The organism is Catalinimonas alkaloidigena (assembly GCF_900100765.1).
Classification (GTDB): Bacteria; Bacteroidota; Bacteroidia; order Cytophagales; family Flexibacteraceae; genus Mooreia; species Mooreia alkaloidigena.
Genome location: NZ_FNFO01000006.1, coordinates 47,445 through 67,075 on the forward strand (window position 1 = coordinate 47,445; position 19,631 = coordinate 67,075).

At 57.0% G+C, this 19,631-nt stretch carries 20 protein-coding genes; 7 read left to right on the top strand and 13 right to left on the bottom strand.

The window, feature by feature from the left end; genetic code table 11:
- The first annotated feature begins 121 nt into the window (after window positions 1-121).
- The 6 genes from BLR44_RS15715 to BLR44_RS15740 all read left to right on the top strand — a co-directional run bounded on the left by BLR44_RS15715 (window position 122) and on the right by BLR44_RS15740 (window position 5,537).
- Window positions 122-442 (top strand): thioredoxin family protein, encoded by a 321-nt coding sequence (locus tag BLR44_RS15715; protein WP_089683663.1) that lies wholly within the window; start codon window positions 122-124, stop codon window positions 440-442.
- Window positions 439-681 carry a DUF6952 family protein gene (locus BLR44_RS15720; protein ID WP_089683665.1) on the top strand — a complete coding sequence of 81 codons (243 nt, stop codon included), beginning with the start codon at window positions 439-441 and terminating at the stop codon, window positions 679-681. The genes BLR44_RS15715 and BLR44_RS15720 overlap by 4 nt, the downstream gene beginning before the upstream one ends.
- Window positions 682-744: 63 nt before the next feature.
- Entirely contained in the window at window positions 745-1,857 is a 1,113-nt protein-coding gene (gene mnmA, locus BLR44_RS15725) for a tRNA 2-thiouridine(34) synthase MnmA (RefSeq protein ID WP_089683668.1), read from the top strand.
- Window positions 1,850-2,593 (top strand): hypothetical protein, encoded by a 744-nt coding sequence (locus BLR44_RS15730; RefSeq protein ID WP_143017321.1) that lies wholly within the window; start codon window positions 1,850-1,852, stop codon window positions 2,591-2,593. The genes mnmA and BLR44_RS15730 overlap by 8 nt, the downstream gene beginning before the upstream one ends.
- Entirely contained in the window at window positions 2,580-4,253 is a 1,674-nt protein-coding gene (locus BLR44_RS15735; protein WP_176956077.1) for a S8 family peptidase, read from the top strand. Before BLR44_RS15730 ends, BLR44_RS15735 begins: the two co-directional genes overlap by 14 nt.
- Before the next feature lie 69 nt (window positions 4,254-4,322).
- Complete coding sequence (locus BLR44_RS15740) at window positions 4,323-5,537, top strand: 3-oxoadipyl-CoA thiolase (RefSeq protein WP_089683674.1); 1,215 nt, start codon at window positions 4,323-4,325, stop codon at window positions 5,535-5,537.
- A 5-nt stretch (window positions 5,538-5,542) separates the two neighbouring features.
- Here the strand turns inward: BLR44_RS15740 and BLR44_RS15745 are convergent, their stop codons facing one another.
- The 13 genes from BLR44_RS15745 to BLR44_RS15800 all read right to left on the bottom strand — a co-directional run bounded on the left by BLR44_RS15745 (window position 5,543) and on the right by BLR44_RS15800 (window position 16,906).
- Complete coding sequence (locus BLR44_RS15745; RefSeq protein ID WP_143017322.1) at window positions 5,543-6,013, bottom strand: Spy/CpxP family protein refolding chaperone; 471 nt, start codon at window positions 6,011-6,013, stop codon at window positions 5,543-5,545.
- Entirely contained in the window at window positions 6,013-6,480 is a 468-nt protein-coding gene (locus BLR44_RS15750; protein ID WP_089683677.1) for a hypothetical protein, read from the bottom strand. The genes BLR44_RS15745 and BLR44_RS15750 overlap by 1 nt, the downstream gene beginning before the upstream one ends.
- 33 nt (window positions 6,481-6,513) lie before the next feature.
- Entirely contained in the window at window positions 6,514-7,077 is a 564-nt protein-coding gene (locus BLR44_RS15755; protein WP_089684152.1) for an RNA polymerase sigma factor, read from the bottom strand.
- Window positions 7,078-7,163: 86 nt separating this feature from the next.
- Complete coding sequence (locus BLR44_RS15760) at window positions 7,164-8,135, bottom strand: transketolase family protein (RefSeq protein ID WP_089683679.1); 972 nt, start codon at window positions 8,133-8,135, stop codon at window positions 7,164-7,166.
- Window positions 8,136-8,185: 50 nt separating this feature from the next.
- Window positions 8,186-9,589 carry a vWA domain-containing protein gene (locus BLR44_RS15765; protein ID WP_089683682.1) on the bottom strand — a complete coding sequence of 468 codons (1,404 nt, stop codon included), beginning with the start codon at window positions 9,587-9,589 and terminating at the stop codon, window positions 8,186-8,188.
- A gap of 130 nt (window positions 9,590-9,719) precedes the next feature.
- Window positions 9,720-10,571, bottom strand: a complete 852-nt coding sequence (locus BLR44_RS15770; protein ID WP_089683683.1) for a transketolase — start codon at window positions 10,569-10,571, stop codon at window positions 9,720-9,722.
- 68 nt (window positions 10,572-10,639) lie between these two features.
- Entirely contained in the window at window positions 10,640-11,101 is a 462-nt protein-coding gene (gene bcp / locus BLR44_RS15775; RefSeq protein WP_089683686.1) for a thioredoxin-dependent thiol peroxidase, read from the bottom strand.
- A 15-nt stretch (window positions 11,102-11,116) separates the two neighbouring features.
- Window positions 11,117-13,030, bottom strand: a complete 1,914-nt coding sequence (locus BLR44_RS15780) for a M23 family metallopeptidase (protein ID WP_089683688.1) — start codon at window positions 13,028-13,030, stop codon at window positions 11,117-11,119.
- Window position 13,031: 1 nt separating this feature from the next.
- Entirely contained in the window at window positions 13,032-13,643 is a 612-nt protein-coding gene (locus tag BLR44_RS15785; protein ID WP_089683690.1) for a fumarylacetoacetate hydrolase family protein, read from the bottom strand.
- A gap of 147 nt (window positions 13,644-13,790) precedes the next feature.
- The gene (locus tag BLR44_RS29280) at window positions 13,791-13,922 is read right to left on the bottom strand and encodes a hypothetical protein (RefSeq protein WP_262482293.1); all 132 of its coding nucleotides are present in this window, start codon (window positions 13,920-13,922) and stop codon (window positions 13,791-13,793) included.
- Window positions 13,923-14,115: 193 nt separating this feature from the next.
- Window positions 14,116-15,315: a Gfo/Idh/MocA family protein gene (locus BLR44_RS15790; protein ID WP_245706082.1), complete on the bottom strand. Its 1,200-nt coding sequence runs from the start codon at window positions 15,313-15,315 to the stop codon at window positions 14,116-14,118.
- A gap of 65 nt (window positions 15,316-15,380) precedes the next feature.
- The gene (locus BLR44_RS15795) at window positions 15,381-16,589 is read right to left on the bottom strand and encodes a nucleoside permease (protein ID WP_089683694.1); all 1,209 of its coding nucleotides are present in this window, start codon (window positions 16,587-16,589) and stop codon (window positions 15,381-15,383) included.
- A 68-nt stretch (window positions 16,590-16,657) separates the two neighbouring features.
- Window positions 16,658-16,906, bottom strand: coding sequence for a hypothetical protein (locus BLR44_RS15800; protein ID WP_143017323.1), 249 nt, complete (start codon window positions 16,904-16,906; stop codon window positions 16,658-16,660).
- 529 nt (window positions 16,907-17,435) lie between these two features.
- Here BLR44_RS15800 and BLR44_RS15805 point away from each other — a divergent pair.
- On the top strand, window positions 17,436-19,529 hold the full coding sequence (locus tag BLR44_RS15805) for a carboxy terminal-processing peptidase (RefSeq protein ID WP_089683699.1): 2,094 nt from the start codon (window positions 17,436-17,438) through the stop codon (window positions 19,527-19,529).
- Window positions 19,530-19,631 lie beyond the last annotated feature (102 nt).

Consider the following 19,631-nt stretch of genomic DNA (forward strand, 5'->3'; position numbering starts at 1 on the left):
TAGGGATAAAACCGTGTTAAGTTCCTACCTCGGAAAAACGAGGTGGCGTATTGCAGGTACGTGTGGCGGCGGTATTCTGTTGGTTTACTACCTTTGCTCTACCTAAGACCCATGAAGGAGTATGGCCGTTTTGGTGGCATCTGACCGCGATTTTAACCGTTTCCTCCAGCAGTATCCTAAAGTAGTGGTAAAATACCACGCAGGCTGGTGTGGTTCGTGTCGTTTGTTCGATCCTAAGTTTCGTCGGCTTTCCGAAGAAGACGGCTTTCGGGATGTCACGTTTCTGGATGTAGACGCCGAGCAGAACCCAGAGGCGCGGAAGGCGGTGGGCGTTACTGATCTGCCCTTTTTTGCGGTTTTTCAGAACGGACAATTGCAAGACACCCTGGCGTCGCGTAAAGAAGAGCAGGTGGTAGCTTTGATTCGTAAGTTGCACGGATGAACCTGTCAGCCATCCGCACCCTGCTGGAACATTACGAACGACAGCAGCTGGCCGATGCCGAGGAGGCATTGCTCCGGGAAGAAGCGCCCGCCATTGTGGTGGAGGGTGCCGATGCGGCCGAACAACTGACCCATGTGCTGGCTGCGCGCTGGATTCAAGCGTACCTTACCACCACGGGCGGTACCTATACGCAGGCCGTACGGGCGTACGCGCAACGCATCCGAAGCAGCCTGAACTAAACGTAACAAGAAGAGACAGAGGCGTGGTCGCCTCTTTTTTATTGACCTGAACAGTAGGCTTTTATGAGCAAACATGGACGAGTGCTGGTAGCGATGAGTGGCGGGATCGACAGTTCCCTGGCCGCGCTGCTGCTGCACGAAGAAGGCTACGAAGTGATTGGCATGACCATGAAAACGTGGGACTATGCCAGCTCCGGCTCCTCGAAAAAAGAAACCGGTTGTTGCAGTCTCGATTCGATCAACGATGCCCGCAACATGGCCGTAAACCTGGGCTTTCCCCACTACATCCTCGACATTCGCGAGGAGTTTGGCGATTACGTGATCGACCATTTTACCGGCGAGTACCTGGAAGGCCGTACGCCCAACCCGTGTGTGCTGTGCAATACGCACATCAAATGGGACGCACTGCTGCGGCGGGCCGACCGGCTCAACTGCGCCTTCATCGCAACGGGGCACTACGCCAACATCCGGCACGAAAACGACCGTTACGTAATTTCCAAAGGACTGGACCAGCACAAGGACCAGTCGTACGCCTTGTGGGGCATTTCGCAGGCCAGCCTGAGCCGGACGCTATTTCCGTTAGGGCATTTGCGCAAAACCGAGATCTACGACATGGCCCGCGAGCGTGGTTTCATGGATCTGGTCAACAAATCCGAATCGTACGAAATCTGTTTCGTGCCCGACAACGACTACCGGGGCTTTCTGAAACGGCGGGTGCCGGGCCTGGAGGCGGATGTAAACGGCGGCGAGTTTGTGTTGGAGGAAACCGGCCAGGTAGTGGGCCACCATGAGGGCTATCCGTTCTACACCATCGGGCAGCGCAAGGGACTGGGCGTGCACTTGGGCTATCCCGTCTACGTCACCGAGATTCAGAAAGACACCAACCGCGTACTGCTGGGGCGTCTGCCCGATCTGTCGCGCGACGGCATGTACGTCGGTAAACTGAACATGATGAAGTACGAGGCACTCGATACACCCCTGCAAACGGTAACCAAAGTGCGCTACAAAGACAGCGGCACCCCGGCGCTGATCACCCAGGAAGGGAACCGCATGCGGGTGGATTTTCACGAAGGTGTCAACGGCATTGCGCCGGGACAGGCCGCCGTCTTCTACGAAGGCGACGATGTAGTCGGAGGGGGTTGGATCCTGAAAAGCTTCCACCGCGACCGTGAATAGCACGAAACGACATTGCGGGTGGGTTGTGCTGGGCATCATGGCCTTGCTGTGGAACGGCTGCACGCCCCACGACGTCGATCCGGAAGCGGTAGACGCCGGCTATGCCTATTTCCCGTTGGAAATCGGGCAGTACCAGGAGTATGTAGTCGACTCGATCGGGTACAGCGTGCTGGGCAAAGATTCGAGCCATTTTGAACTTCGGGAGGTGGTGACGGATAGTTTTGTCGACCTGACGGGCGAGATGGCCTTTCGGATCGAGCGCTTTCGCCGTGCCCATGCCAACGTGGGCTGGCCTTCCGTTCCCGATTCGGTCTGGACCGCCCGCCGTACGGCCCAACAGGCGCTACGCATCGAAAACAACATCACGTTCGTGCGCCTGATCTTTCCTCCGAAAAACCGCGCGACCTGGAACGTAAACGTGTACAACCCCCGCGAAGCCGAAATGCTGCTGTTCACCGAAGTGGGCGACGAAAGAACGGTGGGCGACAGTACCTACGCCCAGACGCTAAAGGTGGTCTACAACGGACGCGTAGAAGGAGGACAGGTCATCGAAGTAGATTCAAACCTGTTGGGGCGCGATGTGCATACGGAAGTGTATGCCCGGGGCGTGGGGCTGGTAGAAGTACACCTGGAGCACCTGGAGTACGCCACCGAAAATGGCCTGCCCGTGGTGCCGCAGCGCATCGGCCGCGGCGTTATCTACCGTCAGCGGCTGGTCGGTTATGGGAAAGAATAGCATGTGGTCGTGGCTGTGTCTATGGCTCCTCTGCGCACCGTTGGTGTGGGCCCAATCGCCTACGCCGCTGGGCGGCACACAGACGTATTTTGTGTACTTCACCGACAAACTGCAAACGCCTTATTCGCTCGATCGGCCGGAGGCTTTTTTGTCGGAGCGCGCGATACAGCGACGCCAGCGACAGCACATTGACCTGACCCTCCGCGATCTGCCCGTAACACCTGCCTACGTAGCAGCGCTGCGAAATGCCGGTGCCGAGGTACGCTACACGTCGCGCTGGTTCAACGGCGCGGTGATCGAGGCCAGCGATTCGGTGCTGACCGTCATTCAAAAACTCCATTTTGTTGCCAACGATGTGCGCCTGACGCTGTCGTTGCCCGCCGAAGGACCGCGCCTGAAAAGCGGGATCACGGCGCTGGCCGACGAAACCGAAGCGTTCTATGGTGCCTCCGCTTCGCAGGTGACCATGCTGGGGGCAGAGCATATGCACGAACAGGGCTGGCGGGGTGAGGGCATGCAAGTGGCCGTGCTCGACGCAGGCTTCTCCAATGCCGACGCGTTGGCCGCTTTTGCGCATCTCTATGACCAGAATCCGGAAAATGGCGAAGTACTCGGCACCTACGATTTTGTCAGCCGTACTCCGCAACTCTACCGCAGCAGTTCACACGGCACGCAGGTGCTGTCCTGCCTTGCGGCCTACCTGCCGGGCGTAACCGTCGGAACTGCCTACCGGGCGCAGTACTACCTGTTTCGGACCGAGGATACGTCGGGCGAGCGTACCATCGAAGAATTCAACTGGCTGGCTGCCGCCGAGCGGGCCGACAGTCTGGGCGTCGACGTGATCAACTCGTCGCTGGGCTACTCGCAGTTCAACGATCCTGCCATGTCGTACGTACCGGCGCAGATGGATGGCAACACAGCTTTTGTGACACGCGCCGCTGACATGGCCGCTTCTGTGGGCATGCTGGTGGTGGTTAGTGCGGGCAACGAAGGAAGTGACGTAAGCTGGAACGGTAAAATTACCGCGCCGGGCGACGCCGATTCCGTACTGACGGTAGGTGCGGTGTGGTCCGACAGCAGTTATGCCAGCTTTAGCAGCCGGGGGCCTTCGGCCGACGGACGCCTCAAACCCGATGTCGTCGCACAGGGAGTACAAGCGGTGGTCGTGCAGCCCTCCGGCGCGGTGGTGGCGGGGAACGGCACTTCGTTCGCGGCACCGATCTTGTGCGGCCTGGCGGTCGGGGTATGGCAGGCGTTTCCTGACCTGACGCCTGCGGAGGTGATTCAGGTGTTGCACCAGGCGGGCTCGCAGGCGACGCATCCCGACAGTTTGCTGGGCTACGGGATTCCTAATTTCGGCCGGGCGGCGACGCTGGCAGAGCAACTCCTTCGTCAGAAAACTGCGGGCAACGTAGCGATCTATCCTACGGTGGTGGAAGAAGGGCCGGTAAAACTGGGTCTGTCGCGAGAGTTGTGGGAACACGCCTTCGAGGTGCGGGCATACGACGCCCTGGGACGGTTAGTACATCAGGAGAAAGTTGCGCGTGCTACTGCCGAGCAAGAACTTCGTTTTCCGGTGGCAACGCTGCCGCCGGGCGTGTACCTGATCCGGGTGTGGGACGCGCAACAGACTTATACCTTCAAGGTCGTCAGGCTGTAAGCAGCCAGCTGGCATTTTTTCGCTACCTTCCCTGGCACCCGTTTTCCAACCACCGCCACGGACGTATCCATGCAGGACGCCTACCTTGTAGATGCCATTCGCTCGCCCATTGGGAAGTTCAGAGGCGGCCTTTCGGACGTACGTGCCGACGATCTGGCCGCTTTTGTCCTCAAGGCTTTATTGAGCCGAAATCCGCAGGTGCCGCCTGACCATATCGACGACGTCATTCTGGGGTGTCACAACCAGGCAGGCGAAGACAACCGCAATGTTGCGCGCATGGCACTGTTGCTGGCGGGAATGCCCGTCACCGTGCCCGGCGAAACCGTCAACCGGCTGTGCGCTTCCGGCATGTCGGCGGTGATCCACGGAAACCGGGCAATCAAGGCTGGAGACGGGAATTTGTTCATTGCCGGAGGCGTCGAGCACATGACCCGAAGTCCGCTGGTGCTGTCGAAGCCCTCGCAACCGTACGGAAACGACGCGCAGTTGTACGACAGCAGTTTTGGATGGCGGTTTGTCAATCCGCGGATGAAAACCCTGTACGGTACAGAGGCCATGGGCGAAACCGCCGAAAATCTGGTCGATCTGCAAACGATCAGCCGTGAAGATCAAGACCGGTTTGCGTACCGAAGTCAGCAGAAAGCGACCCGCGCCCGCGACACGGGCAGACTGGCCCAGGAAATTGTACCCATCGAGATTCCGCAGCGGAAAGGAGAGCCGCTCTTCTTTCGGGAAGACGAGTTTATCCGGCCCGATACGACGCTGGAGGCACTGGCCACGCTCAAGCCCGCGTTTCGTCGGGAGGGGGGAACTGTGACGGCGGGCAATGCTTCCGGGCTTAACGACGGAGCCGCGATGCTGTTGATCGCTTCGGAAACGGCGGTGAAAACGTTTGCCCTACAACCGCTGGCGCGCATTGTGGCCTCGCAGGTGGTGGGACTTGAGCCGCGCCTCATGGGGCTGGGTCCGGTAGAGGCCTCGCGCAAAGTGTTACAAAAAGCCCGGCTTACGTTCTCGGACCTGGGCGTAATCGAATTGAACGAAGCCTTTGCCGCGCAGTGCCTGGCCTGCCTGCGTTCGTGGGGGCTGGACGACGACGATCCGCGGGTCAATCCGAACGGCGGGGCTCTTGCACTGGGGCATCCGCTGGGGATGTCGGGGGCGCGTCTCCTCCAAACCGCCGCTTTGGAACTGCAGGCCCGCAAGCAGCGGTACGCCTTGTGCACCCTTTGTGTGGGTGTGGGGCAGGGCTATGCGACCCTGCTGGAAAACATCAACCTCTGATTGCCCTACCGATGCGACATCTCATCGCGGGGGGGATGGTCTTTCAACCGGCGCATCACCATCCGGGCAAACTCCCGTTCGGCTTCGTACAACTGAGCGACCTGCCGGGGTGAGAGCACTTCCATAAACTTGGCGAGGTACTCCTTTTCCATCTGGACTTCGGCCTCGCGCATTTTCATCATGGCTTGCAACTGTTGTGTGATCTGCTGATCCGACAAACTGTCCAGTTCCGTTGCGTGAAAACGACGCATCTGCCGGTGGTTGGCCCGGCGCTTGTCCGAAAACTCATTGTAGATGGGCCAGAACCGTTGTGCCTGTTCGGAACTCAGGGCCAACCGGTTGGTGAAATGGGCAATTTTGGCTTGTTCCAGGCGCTCGGAACGCTCCGCACGGGATTGCGCCTGGAGCGTGAAGGCGCACAGCATCAGGCACCCTACCAGCGCTCCGGATTTTAGGAATCTATGTATCGCTTTCATCAGTATACAAGGTCTTCGTTCGTATCGTACAACTCAATTTCTTCCTGCAATTCGCGCGCCGAAGCATTCAATTCGAATGCCGGTTCGGGAATGGCCGCTTCGTCCAGTTGCGTAGCGAGTTCCACCAATTCGTAGTCGCTCAGGGGAGCGGTATCCAGCCATTGGCGCAATTCCTGCGCCGGCACCTGGGCCAGCAGCTCTTCTGAAGTAGCGGACGCCGGGTCGCCCGGTCTGAACCAGAAAGCGATGCTTATCACCAGCAGAAGCAGCGTCGCCAGGCCCGGCACCAGGTACGTGCGGTAGCGGGGTGTACTGCCCCCCAGTGCCCACCACGGTGCCACCTTGCGCGTTGTGGTTTGCCGCTGGAGGCGTTCCGGCAGCTGTGCAAAGTAATCCTCAGGCACCCGAAACGGATGCTCTCGCGGGGTGTCGTCCAGACGAAACGGTTGTTGATCGGAGGTGCTCATGGCATGTATTGGACTCTGCGGCGGCGCGAGAGTTTAATGTTGGTTCATAAAATTTTCGATCTTCTTCACCGCCAGGTGGTACGAGGCCTTCAGTGCGCCTACCGACGTGCCCAGGATTTCGGAGATCTCTTCGTATTTCAGGTCATCGAAATACTTCATGTTAAAGACCAGCCGCTGTTTTTCCGGCAGGGTCAGCAGCGCCTTCTGCAAGTGCAATTGAATGGCCTCCCCGTCGATGTGTTCCTGTGTATCGAGCTTGCCGCGCAACTCGTGTTCTACATCGACAATCGGCAGGAAAAACCGCTTGCGCTTTTTCTTCAGGAAGCTCAGGCACTCGTTGGTGGCAATGCGGTAAATCCACGTGTAGAGTTGCGCATCGCCCCGAAACGAGGGGAGGTGCTGCCAGATTTTCAGGAACGTCTCCTGCGTCAGGTCGTCGGCGTCGTCGTGGTCGATCACCATCTTGCGGATGTGCCAGTACACCCGTTGCTGATACTTGCGCACCAGCAGGTTGAAGGCATACGCACGGGATGCTTCCTGCGCAAACCGCGACAACAATTCCTGATCCGATAACGCGACCGATTCGGTACTCTCCATAACGCTTGCTTCGTGGCGCATGCTTTGGCTACGGCAAAAAAAAAGCCGACTTTTCAGGTCGGCTTCTGTATAAAAACGCAGGGCGCTTATTTTCGTTCGATCGCCTTTTTGGCTGCTTCGACAATGTGTGCAGCGTTTAGACCGTACTTCTGCATCAGTGCCTCGGGCGTGCCACTTTCCCCAAACGTGTCGTTAACACCCACCATCTCCAGCGGAGCGGGCAGATGACGACCCAGGGTCTGCGCGATGCTGTCGCCCAGGCCACCGTTGAGCTGGTGCTCTTCGGCCGAGACGGCGCATCCGGTTTTGCCAACCGATGCTATGATGGCTTCCACGTCCAAAGGTTTAATCGTGTGGATATTTATTATTTCGGCGCTGATGCCTTGTTCGGCCAGTTGCTCGCCGGCCTGAATGGCTTCCCACACCAGATGGCCGGTGGCGAAAATGCTGACGTCCGTTCCCTGATCGACCAGCCAGGCTTTTCCGATCTCGAATTTCTGGTCAGGGGCCGTGAAAATCGGCACCTTCGGGCGACCGAACCGCAGGTAGACCGGACCGACGTGCTCGGCGATGGCGAGGGTAGCGGCCTTCGTCTGGTTGAAGTCACACGGGTTGATTACCGTCATGTTGGGCAACATTTTCATCATGCCCAGGTCTTCCAGAATCTGATGCGTTGCGCCGTCTTCACCCAGCGTTACACCGGCGTGCGAAGCACATATTTTTACGTTTTTGTTCGAATACGCGATCGACTGGCGAATCTGGTCGTAGACGCGGCCCGTCGAAAAGTTAGCGAAAGTGCCCGTAAACGGAATTTTACCGCCGATGGTCAGGCCCGCCGCAATGCCCATCATGTTGGCCTCGGCAATGCCGCACTGAAAGAAGCGGTCGGGGAAGGCCTTGTGAAACGCGGTCATCTTCATGGAACCCATCAGGTCGGCCGTAAGCGCCACCACGTTGGGATTCGATTTGCCTAACTCCAGAAGCCCGGCACCGAAGCCCGAGCGCGTATCCTGTTTTTCGGTATATGAATAATGTTTACGTTCTATTTTGGTTTCCATGGTTACCGTGTTAGATGGGGAGAAGAAGGATTTATACGTGCTAAAATACGTTAGAATAACTTGAGGTTGGTAGTCTGGTTCGACTTGATGGTGAAATATTTCACATCGGTGAACCGACTACCTTTGGCCGATTTGGCCCGAAACACAATTTTATAGTTCCCCGGCTGAAGTGCCAAATTTAAGTGCAACCGGTCCTGAAATTGGTAGAACAGTTCATTCTCGGTATCGCTGCGCAGAACGTACAAACTCCCGATGCCGTAGGTCAGGTTCGTGACGTTCAGAATACCGGGGGCCGGAAGGCTCAACGGCGTGGTTTTGCTTTGTTCGATCTTGACATCGGCGAACGTCGTGCGTGGTAGCGTCAGCACTTCCACGTCGTAGGTGCCCACCAAGTATTTGACGGCTTCGCCGGTGGTTTGCTGGTTGAGCGTTTGCCTGGTACGCGGGTGCCGCACCAGCACGGCGGGTTGTTCCTGCGGACTGCCGCCTTCTTTCCGGACCTGCAACGCGCCTTGCGGGGCAGAGATGCGCACCACGTTGTGCTGCCCGCCTTCCAGGTACACGTCCTCTTTGAGCACCGGGGGAATGGTCCGCACCAGAATGTCGTAGCTCAGCACGGCATCGACGGCGAGGTGATCGGTCTGTCCTTTTTCGTCTAGGTAGTGGTAGAAATCGTACTCCGTCGCGCCGGTCACGCTGTTGGAAAACTGCATGTTGACGTTCGTTTCAGTCGGCTTGCCGTCGCTGTCGAGCAGCTCCACGCTGAGGGTGGTCGGTTCCAGCGTTTGTTTCATCACCTTGTCGAGCACCTGCCGAAAGGTTTTGATGTCGTACGCTTCGAAATACTGCCCCAGACACGCGAACGCATCGGCAAAGTTGTTGCCCTGCGCGTCTAACCCGATGATGAAAGGCTTGAGAAACGTCCGGCTCTTTTGCAACGCCAGCGCTACCGTACACGGATCGCCGTCGCACGATTCCAGGCCGTCAGTAATGATGATCACGATGTTGCGTGAGCGCGGGTCGCTCGGAAAGTCGCGCGCCGCCTGTTCCAGCGAATAGGCGATGGGCGTGGTGCCGCGCGGCACAATGGCGCGGAGGCGTTCTTTGATGCGGTCGACGTTGTTGGCACTGAACCCGACTTCCAGTTTAGAGTCCTGGCAGTTTTTCTGACGACGGTCGAACTGGTGTCCGTACACCCGCAGGGCCAGTTCCAGGTGTGGCTTTCCGGCGAGCGAATCAACCAGATCGGACAGAAGCCGTTTGGCGACTACCATGCGCGAGTAATTGCCTTCCATGCGGGCCAGCATGCTGCCGGAACCGTCGAGCAGAAACAAAATGCGCGTAGTGGGAGGGGGCTCCTCGGGCTTGGTTTGGGCCAGCACAGCACGCTGACTGCTCAGAAAAAGGAACAGCAGGAGAAATCCGTAAAGATGCGTTGCCGATACTCGTGCCAACTACGTATGTGGTTGCAAACCAGAAAAACTGACGGCAGGCCAGTACCCGCCGTCAGCGATATTTTATAGCATAACGGTTGAAAACCGTTTCTTGTGCATCGTTGCGCGTCTCCCGTTTCCGGGGACTTGCTTAATAGTCGGCCAGTGAAGTCTGCAGTTGCCCCAGGGCAGCATCCAACTGCTTGTCGTTCGGGGCAATGCCGTGCCACTCGTGTGAGCCCGTCATGAAGTCGACACCGTAGCCCATTTCGGTGTGCATCACAATCATGATCGGTTGGCCCTGGCCCGTCAGACTGACGGCTTCTTCCAGCGTGGCGACAACGGCCTCTAGGTTGTTCCCGTCTTTCAGCTCCAGCACGTGCCAGCCAAAAGCGGCCCACTTGGCACCGAGATCGTGCAGCGGCATCACTTCGTTGACCGGCCCGTCGATCTGCTGGTCGTTACGGTCTACGATGGCAATCAGGTTGTCGACCCGGCGGTTGGGGGCGTACATCACCGCTTCCCACACCTGGCCCTCTTCCTGCTCGCCGTCGCCCATCAGCACGAAGACGTTGCGGTCGTCGCCGTTCAGTTTTTTCGCTTGCGCGGCACCGATCGCGACCGAAAGGCCCTGTCCCAGCGAACCGGACGCAATGCGGATGCCCGGCAGGTGCTCGGCCGTGGCGGGGTGGCCCTGCAGGCGCGAATCAATTTGCCGGAAGGTACCCAGTTCTGCAACATCGAAGTAGCCGGCCCGCGCCAGCACGCTGTACCAAACCGGCGAAATGTGGCCGTTTGATAGAAAAAACAGGTCTTCGCCCTGGCCTTCCATCTGAAAATCAGGGTTGTGTTTCATCACACGGAAATAGAGCGCCACCAGCAGCTCGGTGCAGCCCAGCGAACCGCCGGGGTGACCCGATTGGGCGCTGTGCACCATGCGCACGATGTCGCGCCGGACCTGGGTCGCTAAATCTTTCAGTTCATCAACAGTTTTCTCAGCCATGAAGTAAGGGAGTTAGAAGTAAAGAGTTTTAAGGATAAAGGCAAAAGAGCCATGGGGTTACGCACGTGCTACCCCGCCAGAATTTGTTCGGTATGGTCGCCGGTTTTGACCTTGCTGATGACCTCGGAAATGGTCCCCTGTTCGTCGATCAGGAAGGTGGTCCGTACGATGCCCATGTACTTGCGTCCGTACATGGACTTCTCCTGCCATACGCCGTAGGCTTCCACAATCGTGTGGTCGGTGTCGGCGACCAGCGGAAAATTCAGGTCGTATTTCTCGATGAACTTCTGGTGCGACTTTTCGTCGTCGACGCTGACGCCGATCACTTCGTAGCCTTGTGCGGAGAGCCGTTCCCGGTTGTCGCGCAGGTTACAGGCCTGGGCCGTGCAGCCCGGGGTGTCGTCTTTGGGATAGAAATAGAGAACTACTTTTTTCCCCTGGTAATCGGCCAGTCGGATGAGGTGGCCATTCTGGTCGCGTCCTTCAAACGCCGGAGCCGGATCGCCGGGGGCTAATGTGGGTTGTGCCATGTATATCGGAATATATTAAAGGTTCTGCCGGAAGGTGGTGCGGTTGCCTACCTGATCGGTGACTTCCAGCACAAGCTCCCCTCGCAAAGGTAAGCGAGAATCCTTTTTTTCCGATTTTAACAGCCCGGTTTTGTAATCGTAATTCATCAACAGCCATTTTCCGTCGACGGTCGCGCGGAAACTGGCAATCCCCGCCAGGTCGTCGCGGATGCGAAACAGGGCTTCGTCGTGGTTGGCGCGCAACAGACGTACGCTGGGAGCGTTGTCGTCCGTTGCCAGCACGAACGACCCGAACCGCCGCGTGCGGAAATGGATGGCGCCTTCTTTCCAGGTGCCGCCCTCAAAGCTTTTGCGCCCCCGCGAGTCCTGCATGTAGACAACGGTCTTGTCCAGGTCGGAAGGCAGTTGTTCTGGATGCCATACCACTTCGACGGCCTCGGCCAGGGGCACCTGCTGCTGGGCACAGATGTCCAGTCGGTCGGCGCTGACGCGCGTGGTCAGGTAGAGGGTGTCATACAATGTGCCCGCTCCGAACGAAAGGTCCAGGCCCTTCTGGCAATGCTGGTACGCCACACCGGCCGGAACGGCGGCGCAGTAGGGCAGCTCCAGGTTATCGCCGTTCAGGTCCAGCGAATCGGGCAGACCTTGGCGCATGTCGTAGAGAAACACGGTAGAAGCGCCGTTTGCGTAGGCCGGGGGCAGCACCGAGGCGTTGTTTCCGGCGTAGACGATGGCCGGGCGGCTGTCGAGCGGCAGGTGACGGGCCGTGACTTTCAGCAAATTCTCGTGCAGTTCGTACGAAAACGTCGGCGTACCCTGCGTTTCCAGCACCGGATCGATGATCTTTTCGGGCGAAACGCCCTGGAGCGTCATCGAAAACTGCGACATGTTCTGGTACGTGTCCCACAACTTCACTTCCACCTGGTGCGGGCGGTTGTCGTCGATCAGGATTTTGCCGTCGCGCTGCGGCGTGTGGTAAAACCCGAGGTCGTTGCCGTCGGCCACGTAACACCGCTGGTACGGCCGGCCGGAGCCCTGCCACGCTTCGTAGTTGACATGAACGTTGATGGTGTGGTTCTGGTCGAAGGTAAACCGGTCGATGTGGTGCGTATACACTTCCTTGCCATCGACTTTCACCTCCACGCACTGCACCCCGTTGCGATTCGCCGAGCCGTTCTGTTGGTCGTAGATGTCGACTTCCAGCCCCATGAGGCCGTGTACCTGAACCGGATCGTTGAGGTAATAGTGGTGGCCCCGTCGCAACGGCACCGCCTCAAAATCACCAAAACTGCCGTTGATGCGGCTTTGGGTCGACAGCGCGCGTAGGGCGATGCGGCGAAACACCGGCGGCACTTGGTCGCGCACTTCGTCGAACCCGTATTGCAAGGGATTCAATACCGCTTCGTTCGAATCGCGTATTTCGAAGTGGAGGTGCGGCCCCCCCGAACTTCCCGAATTGCCCGAAGCTGCGATGATCTGCCCCCGTTTCACCACGAACTCTTTTGGTCCGGGAAAGAGGTTAATCTCGAAACTTTCCTCGTTGTACTGTTGTGCACGCACGTAGTCGGCCAGCTCGTCGTAGAAGCTATCCAGGTGGGCATAGACGGTGCGCAGGCCGTTCGGGTGGCGCAGGTAAATGGCGTTGCCGTAGCCGCTGGTGCCGACCCGCACCCGGTAAACGTACCCTTCGGCCGAGGCGTAGACGGGCAGGCCGGTGCGTTGATCGGTTTTGATGTCCAGCCCGCCGTGGAAGTGGTTCGGCCGGATCTCGCCCATGCTGCCTGCCAACTGGCTCGGCTGGCCGGGTTTGATCGGGTACAGAAAATAGCCGCGCGGCACTTCTGGCGTGTCGGCCAGCGACCAACCCGAAAGCAAAACGGCAAAAACGAAAAATACGCGAAACAGAGGGCTGCGCCCGAACGTGTGCATGTTATTTTATCTCAAAACTCAACATCTTGTCTTCTTCCAGGTAGGCATCCAGGCGGTCGCCTACGTGTACCGCCCCTACGCCCGAAGGGGTGCCCGTAAAAATGATGTCGCCCGCTTTCAACGTAAAGTAACGCGAGATGTAGGCGATAATGTATTCGAAGCTGAAAATCATCAACTGGGTGTGGCCACGCTGTTTGACGTCTCCGTTCACTTCCAGGTGAAAGTGTAGGTCGGTGAGGTCGGAAAATTCTTCGATCGGCCGAAACTCGGAAATCGGAGCCGAGCCGTTGAAGCCTTTGGCCAGCGCCCAGGGCAACCCTTTTTCTTTGGCTTTTTTCTGGAGATCGCGGGCCGTAAAATCAATTCCCAGCCCGATGGCATCGACGTACTTGAGTGCGAACTGTTCTTCGATGTTTTTTCCCTCGCGCCCGATGCGCAGCAGAATCTCGACTTCGTGGTGAATGTCTTTGGAGACCTCCGGATAGTAGAACGGCTCGCCGTTTTTCAGAAGGGCCGTATCGGGTTTGGTGAAGATGACAGGTTCGTCGGGACGCTCGTTGTTGAGCTCCTTGATGTGTTCAACGTAGTTACGACCGATGCAGATAATTTTCATAATAAATTGATGTTGAGGAACAAAAGTAAAAGTTCCTCGCAGATGCGCCAGAAAAAGCCGGTCTATCTCTGTAAGCGAAATCAGGCGCTTCCTGTTCCCTGACCGATTTGCGTATGCGTAAGAATTTGCCTGATTTTCAGGAAGATATCACCGAGTGTGCTCCACCTTTTCCGAAAGGCTCAGGCGGGGTTTCGGCGGCGACCAGCGGAAGATAATCCACCCCAACAGGAGCAGAAACGCAAAAATCAACAGGTCGGAAACACCTCCTCGCGTTCTCATTCCGTCAAGCTAAAACGCGGGGCGGGGTATGTCAACTGCGGCGGAGACGGGCGGCCACTCGGAGATGTAAGGAAAGAATTGAGAAACCAACATACTTCACTGGCTACCAGCTTTTTAGAGCTTCGTTGAGGCGCAAAAAAAAGCCCTCCGGCCGTGGGGAAAGACCGGAGGGCTGCAAGGAGAAAAAGGCGGATTAGTCCTGCGGATTTACCACGCGCTGCACCATGCGTCCCGTAGCTTTTTCTTTCAAGATGATTTTGGTCTGCCCGCCCGGCATCACCTCTTCTTTCACCAGGTAATGGTCGGCATCGTAGTCGGTGAAGTGCTGCTGCACCCCGCCCAGTTCCTGCCCGCGCCACACGGCCAGGTCGACGGGTTCCCACGTCTTGGTTTGTGCCGATTTGAGCGCGGCGTCCATAATGGCGTTGACCACGTACCCATCGTAAAAAGTTTCCAGCGGGGCGGTGCCGTTTTCCAGTGCCGTCAGAATGTCGGTGAACATGTGGTTGTAGCCCAGGTCGTTCACTTCATCGCCCACCGGAAAGAGCCATCCCGCGTTGCTTTCTGCCTTTTCGGCTACGTAGCCGTCTTTGCCCCCGGAGGTGAACATTTCGAACCCGGTCCGCAGAAAGTGGTTGTTCCAGATGGTGCCCTCGGTGCCGCACACTTCGTCGCGCAGGTCCATGCCCCCGCGGAAGGCCCAGCTCACTTCAAATTGGGCGACGGCGCCGGTTTCGTACCGCACCAGCCCGATGGCGTGGTCTTCGGCATCGATGGGTTTGACGAGCGTATCGGCCCAGCACATCACTTCGACCGGTTTGATGTCCTTGCCGATGTAGTGCCGTCCGATCTCGATGCAATGGCAGGCCAGGTCGAGAATGGCCCCGCCACCCGAAATGGATTTGGTCCAGAACCAGTCGCTGTGGGGACCGGGGTGCGTTTCCCGCGAGCGCGCCCAGAGAATGCGGCCCAGCGCACCTTTTTGCACGGCTTCGACCGCTTTCAGGGTTTTGGGCGTATACACCAGGTCTTCCAGGTAACCGTGGAAAATGCCCGCCTCTTCGACGGCCTCCAGCATTTGCCGTGCTTCGTCGGCGTTGCGGCCCAGCGGCTTGGTGCAAAGCACGGGTTTGCCCGCTTTGGCGGCCAGAAGTGTAGCTTCCAGATGCAGGTGGTTCGGCAGAGCAATGACGACGGCCTCCACTTCGGGATCTTCGATGGCTTCCTGCATGCTGGTGGTCCACTTGGGAACGTTCCAGCGCTGGCAAAACGATTTCAGGTTGTCTTCAGAACGGGACTGCACCACGTGCACGCGGTCGCGGTTGCGTTGGCCGTGGAGTGCCCCTGTGTAAAAATCGGCGATGAAGCCGGAGCCGAGCATGGCAAGTTTCATAACGAATAATGGGTAGATGGTATAGGATAATCGGTAATGCGTAGAAAGTAGGAGTACTTCGCGGATCAGGCGACCTGTGCCGCCACCGCTTTGCTCTCTTTCTCCTTGAACAGGAGCAGGAACACCAGGAAAACCACCGCCGATGCGCCCGCCGGTACCAGCCAGATCGCCGTCCAGTCGCGCAGTTCGTCGGCCGTGAAGGCTTCGACCACCACGCCCGAGAACCAGGTGCCGATCAGCATGCCCAGCCCGTAAGTCGCAAACGTGATCATGCCCTGGGCCGAACTGCGCAGGTGCGCGGGCGCGCGTTTGTCGACGTAAATCTGGCCGGTGACAAAGAAAAAGTCGTAACAAATGCCGTGCAGCAAAATACCCGCGTAGAGCATCCAGATGGCTTCGTCGGGTCCGCCGAAGGCAAACAGAAGGTAGCGGATGACCCAGGAAATCATGCCGAACAGCATCATCTTTTTCACGCCCAGTTGCACAAAAAACAGCGGCATCAGCAGCAGAAACAGCGCTTCCATGGCCTGTCCCAGCGACAACGTGGCGGCGGCGTTGCTAATCCCCGTAGCCACCAGGAACTGGCTGGTCTGGGCATAATAAAAGGAGAGGGGAATGCAAATCAGCATCGACGAGATGACCAGCACCGCGAACGAGACGTTTTTCATCAATTTAAGTGCGTCCAGCCCCAAAATCTCCCGGAACGAAGCCTGCGTGCCCTTGGCTTTCGGTGGGGTGTGCGGCAGGAAGAAACTGTAAATTCCCAGCGCTACCGAAACGGCGGCCCCTACGTGGAAAATGGAGGCCTGCGTATCAATTCCGAGCTGACTGACCAGTAGGTTGGAGGCGATCCAGCCGAACGTGCCCAACACCCGCACCGTCGGAAACTGCTTGCCCGGATCGGCCATTTGCTGAAACGATAAAGAATTGCTCAGGGCCATGGTAGGCGTGTAGCAAAGGGTATACGCCAGCAGACAGGGGTAGAACGTCGCAAAACTATCGAGTTGTGCGGCCAGGTACAGAAGCACGCCTCCCACCAGATGCAGCACGCCCATCACGCGCTCCGTTGCAAAGAAACGGTCGGCCACCATCCCGACGAAAAAGGGGGAGATCATGGCGGCGATGGAGAGGGCACCGTACGCGGTGCCGACTTCGATGGCGCTAAACCCCTGCGTTACATCCAGATAAGCGCCCATTGTAACGTACCACGAGCCCCAGATAAAATACTGGAGAAACATCATGACGGAGAGTTGCAGGCGGATGGAGAGCGGCATGGGGCGCAGAAAAGTTGGTGAAGCTGAATGTTACAAAAAATACGCGACAAACCTGCACCAACTTTGCCTTAGGAGCGATCCTGCGGTGCTTTCAACCGGGCGTTGTTTTCCAGAATCAGGTCGCGGATTTCGTCGGCTTTGCCAATCACTTCCTCCAGGTAATTGGCCATAAAATTCAGACTTTCGGCCATCATCTCACGGTTATCGGCCAGGTCTACCTTGCTCTTCAGCTTGTTCGTTTCGATCTCCATATAAAGGATCAGGCGCTTGAACGCCTGCTTTTCCTGAATAAGGATTTCGCTTTTGGGAGTCATCATGTTCATGTACCAGAAAAATTGAAGAAGCAAGATAGGGAATCGCGTGCAACTTGCGTGAGCACGGAAACGGATATGTTGTCTGATGTATAAACATTTATAGTTATGTTTAATAATTGAGTTGATAAATCTCACGAAAAGTTGTTTTTCCTGACAAGCCCTCTTCCATAGAAATTCATACCCTCAGGAACTAAAAGGCGATATTTCCTTTGTTTTTAGAGGAGAGAAGCAAATTCCGGCTTTTCAGCGGTTTACCTCACAAAAGATCAGCCCTGTTGGTGTCTACGACGATCAAGAAATTGATTGTCAGGCTTTTGTGAAGACGAAAGGAGGGAAGAAGCGCTGTAGTTCGTCGACATGAAGATTGCTACGGAAACCTTTTTAACATCACATAATCGGAAAATACTCGACGTGATATAGTTCAATTTTTTATTTGAAAGGTTGGGTTTGCTTTTGGCAATAGTTTTGGAATCCAGCGTTTTAGCTTTAACTTACTTTACCCATTTGTTCTGTCGCTCATTACACCGATTACATGAAGAAAAAAGCGTTATCAGCCGTTCTGTTTTTTGTCCTGCTGCTCACCTCGTACACCCCGTTCGGGGAAGAAAAAGACCAACGGAGTGGATTGCTTCTTCAACTCATCGTCGAAGGACTTTCCAAATACCACTACCACCCGCGGGACGTTAACGACGAATTTTCTGCGGAGGTGTTTACGCAGTTTATCAACAAGCTCGACTACAACAAGCGATTTCTGCTGAAGAAAGACGTGACGGAATTGAGCAAATACCGCCTTCTGATCGACGACGAAATCAACAAGCCCAGCTTTGACTTTTACCACCGCTCGGTCGACCTGATTACCCAGCGGATGGGCGAAGCGTCAGCCTATTACGAGACGATTCTGGCCAAGCCTTTCAGTTTCGACAAGAACGAAACGGTGGAGCTGGACGTCGACAAAGTGGATTTCGTCAACACCCCGGCCGAATTGCGCGAGCGGTGGCGTCAATCCCTTAAGTATCAGGTGCTGACCCGCTTGGCGCGTTCGCTCGAGCGGCAGGAACAGGCCAAAGCCGACGGCGATACGTCCGTGCAAATCCTGTCTTACAAGGAACTGGAAGCCAAGGCACGCGAAGAGGTGCGCAAGAGCCAGGCCGATCTGTTCAGCCGCCTCAACAAAATTGAAGAAGCCGACTGGCAAGCCGCTTACCTGAACTCCATCATGGAGACGTACGACCCGCACACCGGCTATTTCCCTCCGGAAGACAAAGCCAACTTCGACATTGCCATCTCGGGTCAGTTGGAAGGCATCGGGGCCTCGTTGAGCGAAAAAGACGGCTACATTCGTGTGCAACGTGTGGTGCCGGGCAGTGCCGCGTGGAAACAGGGGGAACTGAAAGAGGGCGACATCATTCTGAAAGTAGCGCAGGCCGACGAAGAGCCGGTCGACGTGGTGGACATGCGGGTGGACCATGCTGTGAAGATGATCCGTGGCAAAAAGGGCACGGAAGTGCGCCTGACGGTGAAGAAGTTGGACGGCACTACGAGCATCATCCCGATTATCCGCGACATTGTGGTGCTGGAAGAAACGTACGCTTCGTCGGCTGTACTGGAAAGCAACGGCCGGAAAGCCGGTTACATCAAACTGCCGAAGTTCTACGCCGACTTCAACCGCCGGGGTGGCCGCAGCAGCGCCGAAGACGTGAAGAAAGAGTTGATCAAACTGCGTGAGCAGCAGGTGGACGGTGTTATTCTGGACCTTCGCAACAACGGTGGCGGTTCGTTGCAGGACGTGGTTGACATGGCCGGTTTGTTCATCAAAGACGGCCCCATTGTGCAGGTGAAAGGTCGCGAAAGCGCACCTTATGTAATGACCGACCGTGATACGTCGGTCGTGTACGGCGGTCCGCTGGTGATCATGGTCAACGGATTCAGCGCCTCGGCTTCCGAGATTCTGGCCGCGGCCATGCAAGACTACCGCCGGGCGCTGATCGTGGGCAGCAGCTCTACATTCGGCAAAGGAACCGTGCAGCGCTTCTTCGAGCTCGACAACGTGGTGCCTTCCATGTACAACAGCTACAAACCGTTGGGCTCGATCAAACTGACCACACAGAAATTCTACCGCATCAACGGAGACGCTACGCAACTGAAGGGCGTAACGCCGGACATCATCCTGCCGGACAACTACACCTACCTGGAGATCGGCGAGCGTGAGCAGGACTTTGCCATGGCCTGGGACGAAATCCCGCAGGCGAATTACCACACGGCCGATGCCTACGGCAACCATTTTGACGCAATTGTGGGCCGCAGCCGTTCGCGCACCACGGCCGACGCCACGTTCGAAAAGATTGACGCCAACGCCCGTCGGGTGAAGCGCGTAAGCGACATCACCGAGTATCCGCTGAACCTGCAGAAGTACCAGAAGTTCCAGGAAGAACTGGAAGAAGAGGCCAAAGAGTTTGAGGCCCTGAGCCAGAAGAACGATTTGAAAGTAGAAGCCCTGGACGAGATTCTGCGGACGATGCCTACCGACAGCCTGACCACCGAACGGAACAACCGCTGGTCGCAGGCCTTGCAAAAGGACATCTACCTGGGCGAATCGTTCCGCATCCTGAACGACATTAATTTGTAAACCCTACGGCCGTGAGGCCGCAAACGATACGACGACTCGAACGCGTCATCAGCTTAGGCCGGTGGCGCGTTCTTTTTGGCAGTAAAAAAGCCGCCCTTTCGA